Source organism: Paenibacillus sp. PastM-3, assembly GCF_029893965.1.
Lineage (GTDB): Bacteria > Bacillota > Bacilli > Paenibacillales > Paenibacillaceae > Paenibacillus_AQ.
Genome location: NZ_JARXXP010000006.1, coordinates 25,977 through 42,063, shown reverse-complemented (window position 1 = coordinate 42,063; position 16,087 = coordinate 25,977). Strand labels below are relative to the sequence as shown.

Here is a 16,087-nt window from a genome sequence, read left to right as displayed (position 1 = left end):
CGAATTTGAGGTGATTGCCATGAATCAAAAGTCTAACCTCTACCGGAAGGAGAAAATCTACGGATTTCTGTTCATTCTTCCTCCGCTGCTGGGGCTTCTGATCTTTACCCTGTATCCGATGATTTATTCCATCTACGGCTCGTTTACGGATTGGGACGGCCTCGGCCAGATGAATCTGATCGGTTTAAGCAATTTCAAGGATTTGTGGACGGATGAGCTGTTCCATAAAGCGCTTTTCAACACCCTCTTTATGATGCTCGGCATTCCAATCGGGATTGTGCTGGCCCTGCTGCTGGCACTGGGACTTAACCGCGGTGTACCCGGTACAACAGCATTCCGCGTGATCTACTATGTTCCGGTAATCTCGTCACTGGCTGCGGTATCCATTATGTGGAACTGGGCTTACAACGGGGATTATGGACTGGTTAACCAGTTCCTTGACCTGTTCGGCATAACGGGGCCCAACTGGATGGCCAACAAGTATACGGTCAAACCCGCACTGATCATTATGGCGGTCTGGAAGGGTGTCGGCTATACGATGCTGCTGTATTTGGCGGCGCTGCAAAGTGTATCGAGATCCTATTATGAAGCGGCCGAGCTGGATGGAGCGAACAGCTTCAAGGCCTTCTGGCATATTACCTGGCCGATGGTGCGTCCGGTTACCTTCTTTATCATCGTTACCAATATTATCGGAGGATCGCAAATCTTTACCGAGATGAACATTATGACCCCTACAGGCGGACCGGAATATGCTTCGGCTTCAGTCGTGTTCTATATCTGGCAAAAAGCCTTCGGCAACTTCCAGATGGGTTATGCTTCCGCCATGGCGGTTGTTCTGGGCGCGTTTATATTTGTCGTGACTCTTATCCAATTCAGAATGAACGAGAAGCAGTCGTTCGATGTTGATTGATATGAGAGGGAGGAGCGAATAAAGTTGAAGAGCAGAAGAAGAATTACCAATACCCTTATTTTCATTTTGCTGTTAATCGGTGCAGTATTCATGATCGGCCCGCTGCTCTGGATGTTGTCCACCTCACTGAAGGACAAGCAGGACGTCTTTGCCTTGCCGCCGGTCTGGATTCCAAACCCGGTTCATTTCGGAAAATATAAAGAGATTTGGGAAGCCGGCCCGCTGCTGAGCGGGATCAAGAACAGCGTAATTATCGCGGTTTCAGTAACCGTAGTAGGAACGTTTACGTCGTCGCTGGCGGCCTTTGCTTTTGCCAAACTGAAATTTCCGGCCAAAAATAAAATCTTTCTGCTGATGCTCTCATCCCTGATGATCCCTTATCCGGCAGTTATGATTCCGCAGTTTTTCATGTTCTCCAAGCTGGGCTGGGTGGATACCCTGCTGCCGCTGATTGTTCCCGGCCTGTTCGGCAACATCGTCATGATCTTCTTCCTGCGGCAGTATCTTAGCAGTGTGCCGAATGCTATTATCGAAGCCGCCAAAATCGACGGCAGCTCCTATTTCCGGCTGTACAGCTCCATTACCTTCCCGCTGATCAAACCTGCGGTAGCCGCGCAGCTGATCCTGTGGTTTATGGGGATCTGGAATGATTATCTGTCGCCGATCATTTATCTGAATTCACCCGAGAAGCAGACGCTGCAGCTGGTCATTGCCAACTTTAATGCGACCTATGCCATCCAGACGGATTATCCGCTCATTATGGCTGCTTCCATTATCGCGCTGCTGCCGATGCTGATTATCTTCCTGGTGTTCCAGAAGCAGATTATCGAATCAGTAGCCATCTCGGGGGTTAAAGGCTGATGGGCACGCCGGTTCATCGCAAGGGCGCGGATGGAGGCCTTCTTTTTCCGGATTCACCGGGTGAACAAAAGCTCTATGACACTTCCATTCTGGATACGGAACCCGCGTGGGGGACACATAATGCCCATGATCCCGGTATCATCAAAACGCCTGACGGCTACTATATCTTTTCTACGGATGTAAGAGTAGGGGGAGAGCCGGTACCCGGCGTGATGGTGCGCAAATCGGCAGACCTGATTCATTGGGAGTGGGTGCATTATGCGCTGCCGGGCATTCCGGAGATTGCAGCAGAGTGGGCCCGGGCAACAAATTTGTGGGCGCCTGACGTTGTCCAGCATAACGGGAAATACCGGATGTATTATTCCGCTTCCTCCTTTGGCAGCCGCCGGTCGCTGATCGGACTGCAGACTGCGGATTCCATTGAGGGTCCGTGGACAGATGAGGGTGCGGTGATCAAAACGCGGGATGAGGATCATCTGAATGCAATTGATGCCAATGTAGTGTGTGATGCGGAAGGCCGGATGTGGATGGTGTACGGCTCGTTTTTCGGCGGGATACATATTCTCGAGCTGGATAAGGAGTCTGGCAAACCGCTTGAGGAAGGCTTCGGCCAGCTGCTGGCTGTCCGTGATAAGACTACAGAGGACGGTGCCGTGGAAGGCCCATACATTGTCTATAACGAGCAGTTCCGCAAATATTATCTGTTTGTCTCGTATGATTCGCTTTTTGAAGATTACAATGTGCGCGTTGCCCGTGCGGATTCCATAACCGGACCTTATGTGGACGTACACGGCCGGGACATGAAGGACAGCTCGTATATGCCGCAGCATGAGGTAGGTGTCAAAATCCTCGGCGGGTACCGGTTCGGTAACGATGCCGGCTGGATTGCTCCGGGGCATAACTCAGTGCTGAACGATAACGGAGCCTACTATATGGCGCATCATGCACGCGGCGGAGAGAACAAGCATTGGCCTTATCTGCATATCCGCAAAATCCTCTGGACGGAAGACGGCTGGCCGGTTGTTTCGCCGGAGCGTTACGCAGGAGAAGTGGAGCAGGATATTCCTGCCGGACTTATCCCGGGCCGATGGGAACGGCTGGTGCATGATCCGTCTGCCCACGGCCAGGTGAGTCCGCAGCTGCTTACTTTGCAAGAGAGCGGGGAGTTGATAGGCAAGCACGGCATGGGCGTATGGTCCTTTGACGGACGGCGGACATTGTCGCTGAGCTGGAACAATCTTTCAGAGGGCAAAGGACGGGAAGAGAAGGTGCAGCTGCTGCCGGCCTGGGACTGGGAGAAAGACAAACCGGCTCTGGTCTTTACAGGGCTGAATGACAGCGGGATTGCTGTCTGGGGTAAACAAGCTTCCGAAGCCTAAACAGACAACAGGGAGCAGAAGGATGGAGGAGAGAACGATGACCAAAGCCGTACTAAATGCGGATATCGTAAAAAGCAGGATCAGCCGTCACATTTACGGGCATTTCGCCGAGCATCTGGGCAGATGTATCTATGAAGGCTTATGGGTAGGCGAAGATTCGCCGGTTCCCAACACAGATGGCATCCGTAATGATGTCGTGGCTGCGCTGAAGCAGCTGGACATTCCGGTGCTGCGCTGGCCGGGAGGCTGCTTCGCCGATGAATATCACTGGAAAGACGGGATTGGCCCGAAGGAAGGCCGCAAACGGATGGTTAACACCCACTGGGGCGGCGTTGTGGAGAACAACCACTTTGGCACGCATGAATTTTTCCGCCTGTGTGAGCTGCTGGAATGTGAGCCTTACATTTGCGGCAATGTCGGCAGCGGTACGGTTCAGGAGATGTCGGAGTGGGTCGAGTATATGACCTTTGACGGCGAATCCCCAATGGCGGCCTGGCGTCAGGAGAACGGGCGGGAGAAGCCGTGGAACTTGAAATATTTCGGTGTCGGCAATGAGAACTGGGGCTGCGGAGGCAATATGCGCCCTGAATATTATGCTGATCTGTACCGGCGCTACCAGACCTATGTCCGAAACTATGGCGACAACCGGCTATACAAAATTGCCGGCGGTGCCAATGTGGATGACTATTACTGGACTGAAGTTGTGATGCGGGAAGCGGGCGGCATGATGGACGGCCTTAGCCTGCATTCCTACACCATCCCCGGCAGCTGGGAGGAGAAGCGTCCGGCGCTCGGCTTCGATGAAGCGCAGTGGATCGAGACGATGCAGAAATCCCTTCGTATGGACGAGCTCATTACCCGTCACACGGCGATCATGGACAAATATGATCCGCAGAAGCGGGTAGGATTAATCATAGATGAATGGGGCACCTGGTTCCTGAACGAGCCGGGAACGAATCCCGGGTTCCTCTACCAGCAGAATACCCTCAGAGATGCGCTGGTTGCCGGCATCCACCTGAATATTTTTCATCATCACAGCGACCGGGTGCATATGGCAAATATCGCCCAGATGGTCAATGTGCTGCAGGCACTGATTCTGACCGAAGGCGACAAGCTGCTGCATACCCCAACTTATCATGTCTTCCGGATGTATAAGGTGCATCAGGATAACGAGCTGCTGGAGGTTGCCTTTGACAGCCCGCTGTATACCTATGGCGGAGTAACTGTTCCGCAGCTAAGCATCTCTGCATCCCGCGACGGAGAGGGCAGCATGTATGTCTCCATCTGTAATCTGAGTCATGAAGCGGATGCCGAACTGAGTTTGGATATCAGAGGCGCGCAGGTAAGCGCAGTAACAGGCGAGATCCTGACTCATGCAGAGCTTGGTGCTCATAACACGTTCGAAGCGCCGGAAACAGTAGCGCCTGTTGCCTATGAAGGTGCTGAGCTGACTGATGGCAGCCTGAACTGTACCCTGCCGCCGGCATCTGTCGTCGTACTTACACTTAAATAGATCCAGCTCTATGGACCAAAGGAGAAACTGATATGAGTACTGGCAAAGAGTATAGCAACCCGCTTGTGGAGCAGCGCGCTGATCCCTGGGTGTACAAGCATACAGACGGATATTACTACTTTACCGCTTCCGTACCGGAATATGACCGGATCGAAGTACGCAGAGCCGCAGCAATTGAAGACCTTGCAGAAGCGGTACCTGTCGTGGTCTGGCGCAAATATGACACTGGGCCGCTCAGCGCTAACATCTGGGCGCCGGAAATCCATTATCTGCAGGGCAAATGGTATATCTATTTTGCTGCCGCGCGTACAACGGAAACAAAGGACGGGCTGTTCGACCACCGGATGTATGTGCTGGAGAACGAATCGCCGAATCCGCTGGAAGGCAGCTGGGTGGAGAAGGGCCAGGTCAAGACGGCCTGGGAATCCTTTGCCCTGGATGCGACGACCTTCCAGCATAAAGGGGTTCTCTATTATGTATGGGCCCAGAAGGACCCGGACATTCCGGGAAATTCCAATCTGTATATCTCGGAGATGAGCAATCCTTGGACCCTGACCGGGAAGCAGACGATGATTGCCCGGCCGGAATACGATTGGGAAAAAATCGGCTTCAGCGTGAATGAAGGTGCGGCCGTGCTGAAACGCGGCGGAAAGATTTTCATGAGCTTCTCGGCCAGTGCCACCGACTACAACTACTGCCTGGGACTGCTTACTGCAGATGAGGACAGCGATCTGCTGGACGCAGCCTCGTGGAGCAAGCACCCGGAGCCGGTGTTCAAGACCAGCGAAGAGAACGGCCAGTTCGGTCCGGGCCATAACAGCTTCACCGTTAACGAGAACGGGGAGGATGTGCTGATCTACCATGCACGCAGCTACAAGGAGATTACAGGCGATCCGCTGTATGATCCGAACCGCCACACCCGCGCCAAGGTAATAGGCTGGAAAGAAGACGGCACACCGGACTTCGGCGTGCCGCTGCCGGATAATAAGTAACAGGCCTTAGCCGGGTGTGGCGAAGGCCACAAATGCCCTTGAATCCGGCCGGCGCAGCCAAATCGCCGAAATGAAGGGCACAAATGCCCTTGAATCACAACAGCGGCAGTTATGGACATTGTTTTTTTGTCCATAAACTGCTGCTGTTTTTTCATTCATATTAGTTAACTTTTATCCGTCTTCAGCCCGCCCGCCTTACGAAATCTGCTTAAGTCCTACGGCAGCGGCCAGCACCATCCCGATGAACAGAACGCGGCGCCACTCTTTGGATTCCCCGAAGAAGAACATCCCGACCAGCACACCGCCGACCGTACCGATTCCGGTCCAGATGGCATAAGCCGTCCCCATAGGCAGGTCTCTCATAGCAAGGCTTAGACAGGCGAAGCTCAGCACAATGCCGGTGATAATTCTAGGGATAACAGGCATACCGGCTGGAGGGGGGAGAAAGCTGGGGTATTTGGTTCGATAACGCAAATTTTGCGGAGGAGTAAAAATGGTTGCCGTAACCGGGGAATTGCCACTCAGCTCATGCAGCGTATTTTGGAGCAGTATGCAGCCGTCCACCGATGATGCACCGGATGTCAGAGGTTTTTACGAGAAGAACGGGTTTGTCTCCTGTGATAAAGGGACGCTTGTTGCGTTTGCCAGACTGACCTCATAGTTTCCGACAAGAGAGCCAGCCTGGTTTATTGAGTGTGGCTCTTTTGTGTATGTCCAGAGCGCTTACTCATAGAACAACAGCCGCTTGGCGTACGCATTGCGGAATTCTGTGGGTGTGAGGCCGACGATTTTTTTGAACGATTTCATGAAATTGTGACAGTCCTTATAGCCGAGCTGGAGCGAGACCTCGCTGATATTCTGGTTAGTGTCGGAGAGGAGAAACTTTGCAAGCTCCATCTTTTGCTGCAGGATGTACTGCTTGAGCGGGATGCCGGAAATTTTCGTGAAAAGATGAGACAGGTATTTTTCGTTATAGCCAAAATAGGCGGCGATCTGCGTGACCTTGATATGCTCGCTGCGGCTCCATTTGATGTAGTCCACAATATCGTTGTAGAGCTGCTCCTGCTTGGTCTTCCTGACCGGGTTAAGCTCACTCTGGAACACCTGATTGTACAGCTCGCACAAAATGACCGTGGTCATATAGTTGTTGAGCGTCTTCTGGTTGTAGGCTCTGACGGAATCCTGAAGCTGCTTCATCATGACGATGATTTTCTCCAGGCTTTTTACAGTGCCGCATTGCGGGAGCAGCAGCCGGTTATCTGTTGTATCCGCTATATGGCCCGTGCTGTTTGTAACGCTGAGACCCGCGGACGTCTTGAAGTGAAGCCAGTAAAAGCTGCAGCCGGAGGCTTGGTAGCCGTACTGCCTGGTGTAGGGAGGGAGCAGCAGATACTCGCCTTTGGAAAGGGTATAACGGGTATCGTCACCCGCCAGATAGAGTATGCCCTCCGTCATTACGATCAGCTCATAATCCTGCAAAATCCGGCTCAGATGAATCCAGTCGCTGGAGGGGGCGACAAATTTGCCTGTCATCTCCAAATGAACCGGCGTATCCACGTTCAGCTCAAAAGCAACCATGCATAGATCTCCTTTATCTAACGTTAATACACTTGTTACTCCTAGTATTGGGGAAAGAACAGTTAAAGTAAAGTTCTTCCTTAGGGAAAAAGATAACCTTTTTACACCTCTCCCAAGGCGGCTCACCCATCAGAATCAAGTAATCCCTGCAAACGTTCCGTCAAAAAAGAGACTATCCATGAAGTAGATAAATCTACTGCAGGATAGCCTCTGTCTCTGCTTGCACAGTTGTGTGATTATGGAGTGTACTGCTGGACAATGGAAGTGATGACGCCGTTCTCGATAGTGAGGTGATACGGAGACCCGCTAAGGTCGAACACCTCCGTTTTAGCAAACTCCTCAGAGAACCTCTGGAGTGTAATGCTCTCGTTCCAGTTGATGTCAAGATCTTCGATATTGCCGGTGTGGTCGAAGATTTGCATCGTCACCGCCGCGTTGGCGGCTACCGGATAAGTACTGAGCGTCTCACTGTCATTCACGATATAGTAGCCGTCCGGCGTTCCGCCGATTTCTGCAGCAGCTTCCGGCTCACGCTGAGCAAAAATACGGTCCGCTTCAGCACCCTCATACCATTCAATCGGGTCTGCTGTCAGCTTCAGGCTGCCGTCTGCATTCTTTTGCAGTTCGTGGATATATACTGTCAGGTGCTCTGTCTGAGCGCCGCTCTGCGCTTCTACTCTCGTACCTGCCGTGCTTGCCGTCGTAATGAGGGAAAGGAACAGCAGGACCAGCACAGGCAGTAAAACTTTCGGTTTGTTGATTAACATCTCAGTTTCCCCCTTGGCAAAATGTGATCCGGTAAATCGCCCATACTCTTTCTTTACCCGCCGCTCCATTGTTCAAACGGGGGATGTACTGTTATTAACGTTGATTTGCCGAAAATGTTGCAATTATTTTTGGGACAGAGGCCATTTGCCGAAAGTTTCCTCCAGAGCATATTAGAATATCCTGGATGAGATCGTTAGGTGTCTGGGAAATGGGCGGATTACGCGGATAAATTGCGAACGAAGAGCAGGTAAAGTGGGGGACCTTAAGCAGAACTGTGCAATGTGCGCAGCGGTGTTCGCGGGAATGGGTGGAGACGAGAGCGGCGGGGGCTGCTCTCTCGTATGGAAAGAGAGGGGGAGTGCGGCTTGCCGGGTGCGGAGTGCGGAGGCAAGGGGAGGATAAGTGGTATGAGGGCACACAGGTGGAGGAAGAACGGGGTTGAGTATTGCTAGCGGCGGCAGGTTGGTATGGTAACTTGTAGGGCTAACGGACTGTGCGGACGTTATTTGCGGAATTATTAGGTTTCGCTGAATCTAACGGACACCAGCGGCGTTATTCTGAGCTAATCGCGGCAAAACAGGCGTATGTAGCGGAGATAAGCTCATCTGAGTCCGTTAGCAGGTAAATACGCGCTGAAAACAGCAAATAACGCCTCTTGAGTCCGTTAGGCCAAACGGAGGTCAGGCAGTGTGATGCAGAGGGAAGTAACAACGGCAGCAAGCAGCCGGATAGCCAAGCGCGGAGAAGCGGGACTTCACTGAACGAGCCAAAAAGCCGCCTTGATCCAAGCAGGCTGCTCCCAATCAAACTGGACTCAGCCTTGGGGGGCGGTTCGGCCGGGCTGCTATTCGGTGGAACCGTCTGCTAGCTGCTTGAGCCGACCAGCCGACGGCATGCGAACGCCCGTCCCGGGATGCGCCGCCGGGCCAATGCCAAACAAGCAGAGCAGCGGTCCCCGCAGGAACCGCTGCTCTGCTTGTTGTATCCGGCTCCTTACCTCGCCGGTGCAAAACTCGCCACCTGGCTCAGAATGCGGTCGATCGTCTCCAGCGTGTCCGGCTGGAGGACGATGTCCACGGCCTGCGCGTTCTCCTGAACCTGCGCAGGCTTGCTTGCGGCGATCAGCGCGGAGCTGACGCCCGGCTGGCGGAGCACCCAGGCCAGCGCGAGCTGCGAGAGCTTCACGCCGAGGCCGGCGGCGACTTCGTCGAGCTGGGCGACCATGCCCAGCACTTCGTCGCGCAGGTAGCTGCGGATGACGCCGTTGACCGAGTCATCGGCGCCGCGGGTGCCTGCCGGGGCTTGCTGGCCCGGCTTGTATTTGCCGGTCAGGATGCCCTGGGCCAGCGGGGAGAAGACGACCTTAACCATGCCGCCATTCCGGACATTGTTATCTCAGAATAAATCCCACTAATATGAGGGGTTCCCGGTCGTCCGCAGGCGTGCTAATATAATGCAGTCAGGGTTGGTTGAAAGCCCTTACTTTATTTCAGGCCGCCATGGTATGGCCTTGTGACAAGGGGAGGAAGAGGCCGCGTGCGGTGGCTGCAAACAAGATTAAAGTTAAATACGCTGAGGAATCAGATGCTGCTCGGTTTTCTAGCCGTTATGCTCCTGATCCTCACATTCGTCGGCTATCTCACGTTTCATTCGGTTTCGACGCTGCTCAAAAACAACGCCGAAAAGCATATTCAGCAAACCGCAGTTCAGGCTAACGGCCGTCTGGAAGGCATTCTGGAACAGATCAATTCTCTGACGACACTGGTATCCACCAATGAGTATATCCAGCAGCTGCTGCTGCGGGATTTGGAGGGGCAGCCGCCAACCTTTGCGGAACGGCAGGCACTGCCGCCCATTATCAACCTGGTCCAGTTATACACGGACGATATCAAATCTGTTGAGCTGTACAATAAAGACGGAACGAGGCTATACCCGCTCGACGGCAACAGCCTGAAAGGGAAGGTGCCAGGGAATCTGATTGAGCTGGCGACCCAAAAGGAGGGAAGCCTGGTCTGGTACGGGATTGATCCGCTTGATCCCACCTCACTGCTGGCGATCCGTCAGATCAGCCTGATTGACCGGTATTTCACAACTGGCGGATACTTGCTTATCCGCTCAGACCGCAGCAAGTTTGCGCTGGAAGGCTCCCTGTCCGGGGAGGGGGAGAAAGAGACGATCCTGCTGCTCGATTCCGACAGCCGGCTCATCACCTCAAACGACGATACGATTTCGCAGGAAACAGCGGCCCTGCTTGCCGGGAAGTCGGGGGATAAGACTGCAGCAATCGGCAACCGTTCCTTTGTCGTTGTGACACAGAGATCCGCGGTAACCGGATGGACGCTGCTTATCCTAACACCGGTTAATGTTATTACTCAAGGGATTTCAGTCCTGCGGACGACAATCGTTGTATCAGCGATCATCGGCACTGTACTGTTTACTGTGCTTTCTTTTTTCTTGTCCACGCTCATTACCCGCCCTGTATTCAGGCTGATTAAAGCGATGAGAAGCACCCGGCTCGGCGTTCTGAGAACCACCGAGAAGGCATCATCCACTATGGAAATTCAGGAGCTGAATTATTCCTATAATAAAATGGTGGATAACATCAATGAGCTGATCCAGCTGGTTTATGAGAAGGAGCTGTCCCGGAGCCACACGGAGCTGAAAGCGCTTCAGGCCCAGATCAATCCGCATTTTTTGTTCAATACACTGGATGTGCTGTACTGGTCGCTGCTCGATAAGGATGAAGACGAGCTGGCAGGTTATGTTGTCGCCATGTCTGATTTATTCCGCTATACGATTACCGGTCAGAGTGAAGAGGGCTGGGTGAGACTCCGCGATGAACTGGAGCATATAGGCAAGTACCTGTATATCATGAAGGTGCGGTTTGAGGAACGGCTGGAATGGGAAATCGAGGCTTCCCCCGAAGCGCAGGATGCCGAGCTGCCCCGGCTGCTGCTGCAGCCGCTGGTGGAGAATGCTGTCCTGCATGGCGTGGAGAGCAGGATTGAGCCCGGGAGGGTCAAGCTGACGGCTGTCCGCGAGGGAGAGCGGATTGTCATTACTGTGGAGGACGACGGCATAGGTATGGATGAGGAGAAGCTGTCCTCCCTTATGGAAGAGCTGGACAGCGGCAGGGTAACATCCTCCAAGGCTTCCGGGGTCGGAATCGCCAATGTGCAGAAGCGGCTTCGTCTGTTTTTTCCGGGAACGGGGGAACATGCTGCAGTTATGCATATCGACAGCCGGAAGGGCCAAGGCACCACCGTCAGCATCGAAATACCTGTCCAAGGAGGCACAATGCCATGAGGAGCCGAACGATTCTTATCGTCGATGATGAACCGAAATCAAGAGAAGGCTTAAAGAAGATGCTGGGGGTGTGGTCTGCCGGCCAATTTGAGGTGCTCACCGCAAGCAATGGAGTGGACGCGCTGCAGATTCTCGAGCAGATTCCGGTCGAGCTGATGATAACCGATATCCGCATGCCGGAAATCACCGGTCTTGCCCTGGTCAGCCAATTACGGGAAAAAGGCATCCGTTCCCAGCCGTCCGTCATTCTTATTTCCGGTTACGCCCAGTTCGAATATGCCCAGCAGGCCATTCATCTGTCTGTTGTGGACTATCTGCTGAAGCCTGTCAGCAGGGATAAGCTGGTGGAATCGGTGGAAAAAGCCCTGAAGGCGGGCGAGGAGCGCGAGCGTCTCCTCTTCATGCGGAAGATGGCCGACCCGCAGCTGCTGGAAGTCAGGAATGAGGAAGCCGCATTAAGCGATCCGGTCCGCCAGGCGATTCAATTCGTGGAAATGCATCTAGAGGAGGCAATCAGCCTGCAGGAGGTCGCCGGGCATGTGCATCTGAACGGCAGTTATTTCAGCGCGCTTTTTAAAGAGCAGTGCCAGATGAATTTCAGCGAATACGTCGCCCGCAGAAAATTGCAGAAGGCGAAGGAACTGCTGCTCAAAACCAATCTGCCGATAGCGGAAATTGCCAGCCGTACAGGCTATCAGGCGGTAAAGTATTTCAATAAGCTGTTCAAAGAGCATGAAGGAATGAGTCCGGGGCAGTACCGGTCCATGAGGAACGAGACGAAAGCGGAAGTCCGTTAATGATCAGAATCCGCAGGGGAGGGATACCCACGAACAAAATCGGATTATATTGTGCCCTGCTCCTGGCCCTGCTGCTGACAGCGGCTGCCTGCGACAATAACGACAGGAACAAGGGGAACAGCACCGAGGGCGGCAGTGAAAAAATCACCCTCAAAATGATGCATTCATGGCCGGACAGCAGCAATTCAGCGCAGAACAAAATGGTAAAGGATATTATCAGCGAGTTTGAAAAGGCCAATCCGAACATTACCGTTAAGACGGAGGCACTGGAGACCGAGCAGTACAAAAGCAAGCTCACAGTGCTGGCCGCTTCCAATGATCTGCCGGACATCGGATTCACCTGGGCAGCCGGGTCGATGGACCCTTATGTTAAGGGCAACAAATTTGCAGCGCTGGACGATCTTTTACAGACGGAGCTGAACGGCAAGTTCGTAGCAGGCACGACGGAAGCCTATTCCTTTGGCGGGAAAACGTATGCTCTTCCTGTTGAACTGAACATTGTTCCGGTCTACTATAACAAAGAAATTTTTGCAAAATACAGTTTGCGGATTCCCCGGACGCTGGATGAGCTGAAGACGATTATCCGCATTTTGGATTATAACGGAGTTACTCCGGTTACCCTCGGCGGCAAGGAAGGCTGGTCGTCCTCCTTCTGGTACATGTATCTGGCTGACCGGATCGGCGGGCCTGATCTGCTGGATAAAGCTGTAGCAGATCAGGACTTTACGGACCCTGCGCTCCTTGAAGCCGCCAAAGCAGTGCAGGAGCTGGTTGACCTGGGCACCTTCGTAAAAGGCTACAACGGATTATCCAATGATGAAGCCAAAGTCCAGTTTCTGAACGGGGCAGCGGCCATGTTCGTTACAGGGACCTGGGAGCTGCCGGACTATACGACTACTGCAGGCATCCCGCAGGAGTTCAAGGACAACATTGGATACTTCAAGTTTCCGGCCATAGCTGGCGGCAAAGGGAATGTGGATGACTGGGTCGGCGGACCGGGCACCGGTTTATTTGTATCCCGGAATTCGGAGCATCCTGCGGAGGCGAAGCATTTTGTCAGCTTTTTCGTTGAAAAATGGGGCGAGCATTCGGTTGTGGATGCGGGTGTCATCCCCGCTACCAAAGTAGATACGGCGTCCATCAGGCTGCCGTGGCTGTTCATTGACCTGCTGGATGAACTGGGTAAAGCCCGCAAAGTAACGCTTTATCTGGATACCCAAATGAAGCCCGGCGCTTCGGGTGTACACATTAACCAGGTCCAGGCTTTGTTCGGTAAAGCGGTAACACCTGAGGAGTTCATCAGGGAGCAGGATGAGGCGCTGAAAGCGGATAATTAGCAAAACGAATAGTACGGACAATGAAAGACATCAGGGATGTTCCCCTGATGTCTTTTCGCGTCCATCAGGCAGCGGAATCCAAAAATAGTGGAAGTTTTCCCAATCACAGGTTCCTTACGGGGAAGCATAATCAGCTATATAATCATGTATGCGGTTACATAAACCGCAGGCTCAAACAAAAAGGGGAGGCAAAGTATGAAAAGGTTGAAACGTGTGTTTACAGGGATTTCTGCACTGCTGGTGATGTCAACTGCACTTGCAGCGTGCGGCGGCAACTCTAATTCCGGCTCGAACTCTTCCGGCTCTGAAGCAAGTCCGGCAGCATCGGCTGCTGCATCCGAGGCTCCGGCCAAAGGTGGCGGGGAAAAGGTGACGATCAATCTCTGGAGCTTCACCGACGAGATTCCGAACATGACTAAAAAGTACCTGGAGACTCATCCCGATGCCAATGTGGAATTCAAAACGACGGTGATTGCAACGACCGACGGCGCATACCAGCCTGCACTTGACCAGGCACTGGCGGCCGGCGGAAAGGATGCACCGGATATTTTTGCAGCTGAAGCGGCGTTCGTCCTCAAATATACACAAGGTGACGCTTCCAGCTATGCGGCTAACTATGCGGACCTCGGACTTGACGATCAAATGGTTAAGGATGCGGGCATCGCCCAATATTCGGTTGATATCGGCAGCAAGGATGGCCAGCTGAAGGGCCTCGGCTACCAGGCGACAGGCGGAGCGTTTATCTACCGTCGCTCGATTGCCAAGGATGTATTTGGAACCGATGATCCGGCTACCATCAAAAATGAAGTCGGACCCGGCTGGGAGAAGTTCTATGAAGCCGCTGCGAAGCTGAAGGCCAAAGGCTACGGCATCGTTTCCGGTGACGGGGATATCTGGCACGCCATCGAGAACAGCTCGGAACAAGGCTGGATTGTCGACGGCAAGCTGCATATCGATCCCAAGCGTGAAGAGTTCCTTGATCTCTCCAAAAAGCTGAAGGACAATGGCTACCACAACGATACAACAGACTGGACAGAAGCCTGGTTCGCGGATATGTCCGGCGCCGGCGCCCAGCCCATCTTCGGTTTCTTCGGTCCAGCCTGGCTGATCAACTATACAATGAGCCAACAGGTCAAAGACACAAATGGCGACTGGGCCGTTACCGAATCACCGACAGGCTTCTTCTGGGGAGGCACCTGGCTGCTTGCTAACCAGGAAGTGACCAAGAACGATGCCAAGAAACAAGCCGCTGCGGACTTTATCAAATGGGTGACACTTGATACCTCCGAAACCGGCTTGCAATATTACTGGGCTAACGGAACGATGAAAGAGGGCGAACAGGGTACCAAGGACAGCGTTGCCTCCTCTGTGGTAATGGCGAAATCCAACGGTGAAGTGCCGTTGCTCGGCGGCCAGAACATGTTCGACGTGTTTGTACCGGCCAACGCCAACGCTTCGGGTAAGAACCTGACCCAGTATGATGAAACCATTAACAAGCTGTGGCGCGACCAGGTGCGCGAATATACGGCAGGCAACAAAGACCGCGAAAAAGCGATCGAAACGTTCAAGCAGCAGGTCAAGGACCAGCTTGGCATCGACAGCGAATAAGAAGACAAGAGAAATGGAAGGGGCGGGAACTTATCCCGTCCCTTCATATAACAAGGGGTGAGATCATGCGCCGCAAAGGTGTGAATTACGCAAAATTCGGCTACATCTTCACGTTTCCGTTTGTCCTGGCCTTTCTGATTTTTTCGTTATATCCCATTCTTTACACCGCAGTCATCGGATTTACAGATATGCAGGGGCTGATACCCAAACCGATTCATATACTGGATAACCCTTTTCAAAACTTTAAGGATTTGCTGTTCGACAACGTTTCCTTCAGGAAATCCCTGATCAACACCGGACTGCTCTGGATCGTCAACTTTATCCCTCAGATTGCTCTTGCGCTTTTGCTCACGGCATGGTTCACGAACAAGCGCCTCAACATAAAGGGACAAGGAGCATTTAAAGTGCTGCTGTACATGCCCAATATCATCACCGCGGGTACAATTGCCGTATTGTTCAGCTCTTTGTTTGCCTATCCGATGGGTCCCGTGAACAGCCTGTTTGAATTGATGGGCTGGTCTGATGCTCCAATCTTCTTCCTGCAGGACAAGACAACAGCGCGCGGCATCGTGGCGTTCATCCAGTTCTGGATGTGGTACGGCAACACCATGATTATTCTGGTCGCAGGCGTTATGGGCATTAACCCGGCCCTCTTCGAGTCTGCGGCGATTGACGGTGCGAACGGCTTCCAGACCTTTTTCCGGATTACACTCCCGAGTCTGCGGACCATTCTGCTGTTTACGCTCATTACCTCGATGATCGGCGGTCTGACGATGTTCGATATCCCGCAGCTGTTCCTGGCAGGCGGACCGGATGACTCTACGCTGACTACGTCGATGTTCATCTACGGGCAGGCCTTCAAGGGAAGCTATATGTATAACCGCGCTGCTGCGGCAAGCATGATCATGTTTGTCATTGCAGCTGTACTGTCCAGTCTGGTGTTCTATTTAATGCGCGACCGCGACGCCGAGAAATTGAAGAAAGCAGAGAAAACATATAGAAAAGCTGCTAAAGCATCAGCTGCGAGGGAGGTGTAGT

13 protein-coding genes and 2 pseudogenes are annotated in these 16,087 nt (G+C 53.0%); 11 read left to right on the top strand and 4 right to left on the bottom strand.

What is annotated here, in order from left to right; translation table 11 throughout:
- Nucleotides 1–19: 19 nt before the first annotated feature.
- Genes M2108_RS11835 through M2108_RS11815 form a run of 5 tightly spaced genes read left to right on the top strand, consistent with a single transcriptional unit; the run spans nt 20 to nt 5,655 of the window.
- A complete protein-coding gene (locus M2108_RS11835; protein ID WP_068721719.1) occupies nt 20–910 on the top strand; it encodes a carbohydrate ABC transporter permease in 891 nt (296 codons plus the stop codon).
- Nucleotides 911–934: 24 nt separating this feature from the next.
- Nucleotides 935–1,771 (top strand): carbohydrate ABC transporter permease, encoded by an 837-nt coding sequence (locus tag M2108_RS11830; RefSeq protein WP_277469545.1) that lies wholly within the window; start codon nt 935–937, stop codon nt 1,769–1,771.
- The gene (locus M2108_RS11825) at nt 1,771–3,150 is read left to right on the top strand and encodes an arabinan endo-1,5-alpha-L-arabinosidase (protein WP_277469544.1); all 1,380 of its coding nucleotides are present in this window, start codon (nt 1,771–1,773) and stop codon (nt 3,148–3,150) included. The genes M2108_RS11830 and M2108_RS11825 overlap by 1 nt, the downstream gene beginning before the upstream one ends.
- Before the next feature lie 37 nt (nt 3,151–3,187).
- Nucleotides 3,188–4,663 carry an alpha-N-arabinofuranosidase gene (locus M2108_RS11820; RefSeq protein WP_277469701.1) on the top strand — a complete coding sequence of 492 codons (1,476 nt, stop codon included), beginning with the start codon at nt 3,188–3,190 and terminating at the stop codon, nt 4,661–4,663.
- A gap of 32 nt (nt 4,664–4,695) precedes the next feature.
- Nucleotides 4,696–5,655: a glycoside hydrolase family 43 protein gene (locus M2108_RS11815; RefSeq protein WP_277469543.1), complete on the top strand. Its 960-nt coding sequence runs from the start codon at nt 4,696–4,698 to the stop codon at nt 5,653–5,655.
- Between the two features lie 195 nt (nt 5,656–5,850).
- Here the strand turns inward: M2108_RS11815 and M2108_RS11810 are convergent.
- Nucleotides 5,851–6,054 (bottom strand): annotated as a pseudogene (locus tag M2108_RS11810) (DMT family transporter); the annotation flags it as partial.
- A gap of 94 nt (nt 6,055–6,148) precedes the next feature.
- Here M2108_RS11810 and M2108_RS11805 point away from each other — a divergent pair.
- Nucleotides 6,149–6,316 (top strand): hypothetical protein, encoded by a 168-nt coding sequence (locus tag M2108_RS11805; RefSeq protein WP_277469541.1) that lies wholly within the window; start codon nt 6,149–6,151, stop codon nt 6,314–6,316.
- A 62-nt stretch (nt 6,317–6,378) separates the two neighbouring features.
- On the opposite strand, the gene M2108_RS11800 is transcribed toward M2108_RS11805, so the two are convergent.
- The 3 genes and pseudogenes from M2108_RS11800 to M2108_RS11790 form a co-directional block, all read right to left on the bottom strand.
- Nucleotides 6,379–7,233: an AraC family transcriptional regulator gene (locus tag M2108_RS11800; protein ID WP_277469540.1), complete on the bottom strand. Its 855-nt coding sequence runs from the start codon at nt 7,231–7,233 to the stop codon at nt 6,379–6,381.
- A gap of 236 nt (nt 7,234–7,469) precedes the next feature.
- Nucleotides 7,470–8,000, bottom strand: coding sequence for a hypothetical protein (locus tag M2108_RS11795; protein ID WP_277469539.1), 531 nt, complete (start codon nt 7,998–8,000; stop codon nt 7,470–7,472).
- 994 nt (nt 8,001–8,994) lie between these two features.
- Nucleotides 8,995–9,375, bottom strand: a pseudogene (locus M2108_RS11790) (aldo/keto reductase); the annotation flags it as partial.
- 162 nt (nt 9,376–9,537) lie between these two features.
- Here M2108_RS11790 and M2108_RS11785 point away from each other — a divergent pair.
- The 5 genes from M2108_RS11785 to M2108_RS11765 all read left to right on the top strand — a co-directional run bounded on the left by M2108_RS11785 (nt 9,538) and on the right by M2108_RS11765 (nt 16,086).
- Entirely contained in the window at nt 9,538–11,307 is a 1,770-nt protein-coding gene (locus M2108_RS11785) for a sensor histidine kinase (protein ID WP_277469538.1), read from the top strand.
- A complete protein-coding gene (locus tag M2108_RS11780; protein ID WP_277469537.1) occupies nt 11,304–12,104 on the top strand; it encodes a response regulator transcription factor in 801 nt (266 codons plus the stop codon). The genes M2108_RS11785 and M2108_RS11780 overlap by 4 nt, the downstream gene beginning before the upstream one ends.
- Nucleotides 12,104–13,441, top strand: a complete 1,338-nt coding sequence (locus M2108_RS11775) for an extracellular solute-binding protein (protein ID WP_277469536.1) — start codon at nt 12,104–12,106, stop codon at nt 13,439–13,441. The genes M2108_RS11780 and M2108_RS11775 overlap by 1 nt, the downstream gene beginning before the upstream one ends.
- Nucleotides 13,442–13,636: 195 nt before the next feature.
- Nucleotides 13,637–15,049 carry an ABC transporter substrate-binding protein gene (locus M2108_RS11770; protein WP_277469535.1) on the top strand — a complete coding sequence of 471 codons (1,413 nt, stop codon included), beginning with the start codon at nt 13,637–13,639 and terminating at the stop codon, nt 15,047–15,049.
- A gap of 65 nt (nt 15,050–15,114) precedes the next feature.
- On the top strand, nt 15,115–16,086 hold the full coding sequence (locus tag M2108_RS11765) for a carbohydrate ABC transporter permease (protein ID WP_277469534.1): 972 nt from the start codon (nt 15,115–15,117) through the stop codon (nt 16,084–16,086).
- The last annotated feature ends 1 nt before the right edge of the window (nt 16,087 follow it).

Coding starts and splice junctions, on each gene's coding strand:
- M2108_RS11775 (WP_277469536.1), top strand. CDS start 12,104: ATGATCAGAATCCGCAGGGGAGGGATACCCACGAACAAAATCGGATTA.
- M2108_RS11770 (WP_277469535.1), top strand. CDS start 13,637: ATGAAAAGGTTGAAACGTGTGTTTACAGGGATTTCTGCACTGCTGGTG.
- M2108_RS11825 (WP_277469544.1), top strand. CDS start 1,771: ATGGGCACGCCGGTTCATCGCAAGGGCGCGGATGGAGGCCTTCTTTTT.
- M2108_RS11820 (WP_277469701.1), top strand. CDS start 3,188: ATGACCAAAGCCGTACTAAATGCGGATATCGTAAAAAGCAGGATCAGC.
- M2108_RS11800 (WP_277469540.1), bottom strand. CDS start 7,233: ATGGTTGCTTTTGAGCTGAACGTGGATACGCCGGTTCATTTGGAGATG.
- M2108_RS11765 (WP_277469534.1), top strand. CDS start 15,115: ATGCGCCGCAAAGGTGTGAATTACGCAAAATTCGGCTACATCTTCACG.
- M2108_RS11805 (WP_277469541.1), top strand. CDS start 6,149: ATGGTTGCCGTAACCGGGGAATTGCCACTCAGCTCATGCAGCGTATTT.
- M2108_RS11835 (WP_068721719.1), top strand. CDS start 20: ATGAATCAAAAGTCTAACCTCTACCGGAAGGAGAAAATCTACGGATTT.
- M2108_RS11815 (WP_277469543.1), top strand. CDS start 4,696: ATGAGTACTGGCAAAGAGTATAGCAACCCGCTTGTGGAGCAGCGCGCT.
- M2108_RS11780 (WP_277469537.1), top strand. CDS start 11,304: ATGAGGAGCCGAACGATTCTTATCGTCGATGATGAACCGAAATCAAGA.
- M2108_RS11795 (WP_277469539.1), bottom strand. CDS start 8,000: ATGTTAATCAACAAACCGAAAGTTTTACTGCCTGTGCTGGTCCTGCTG.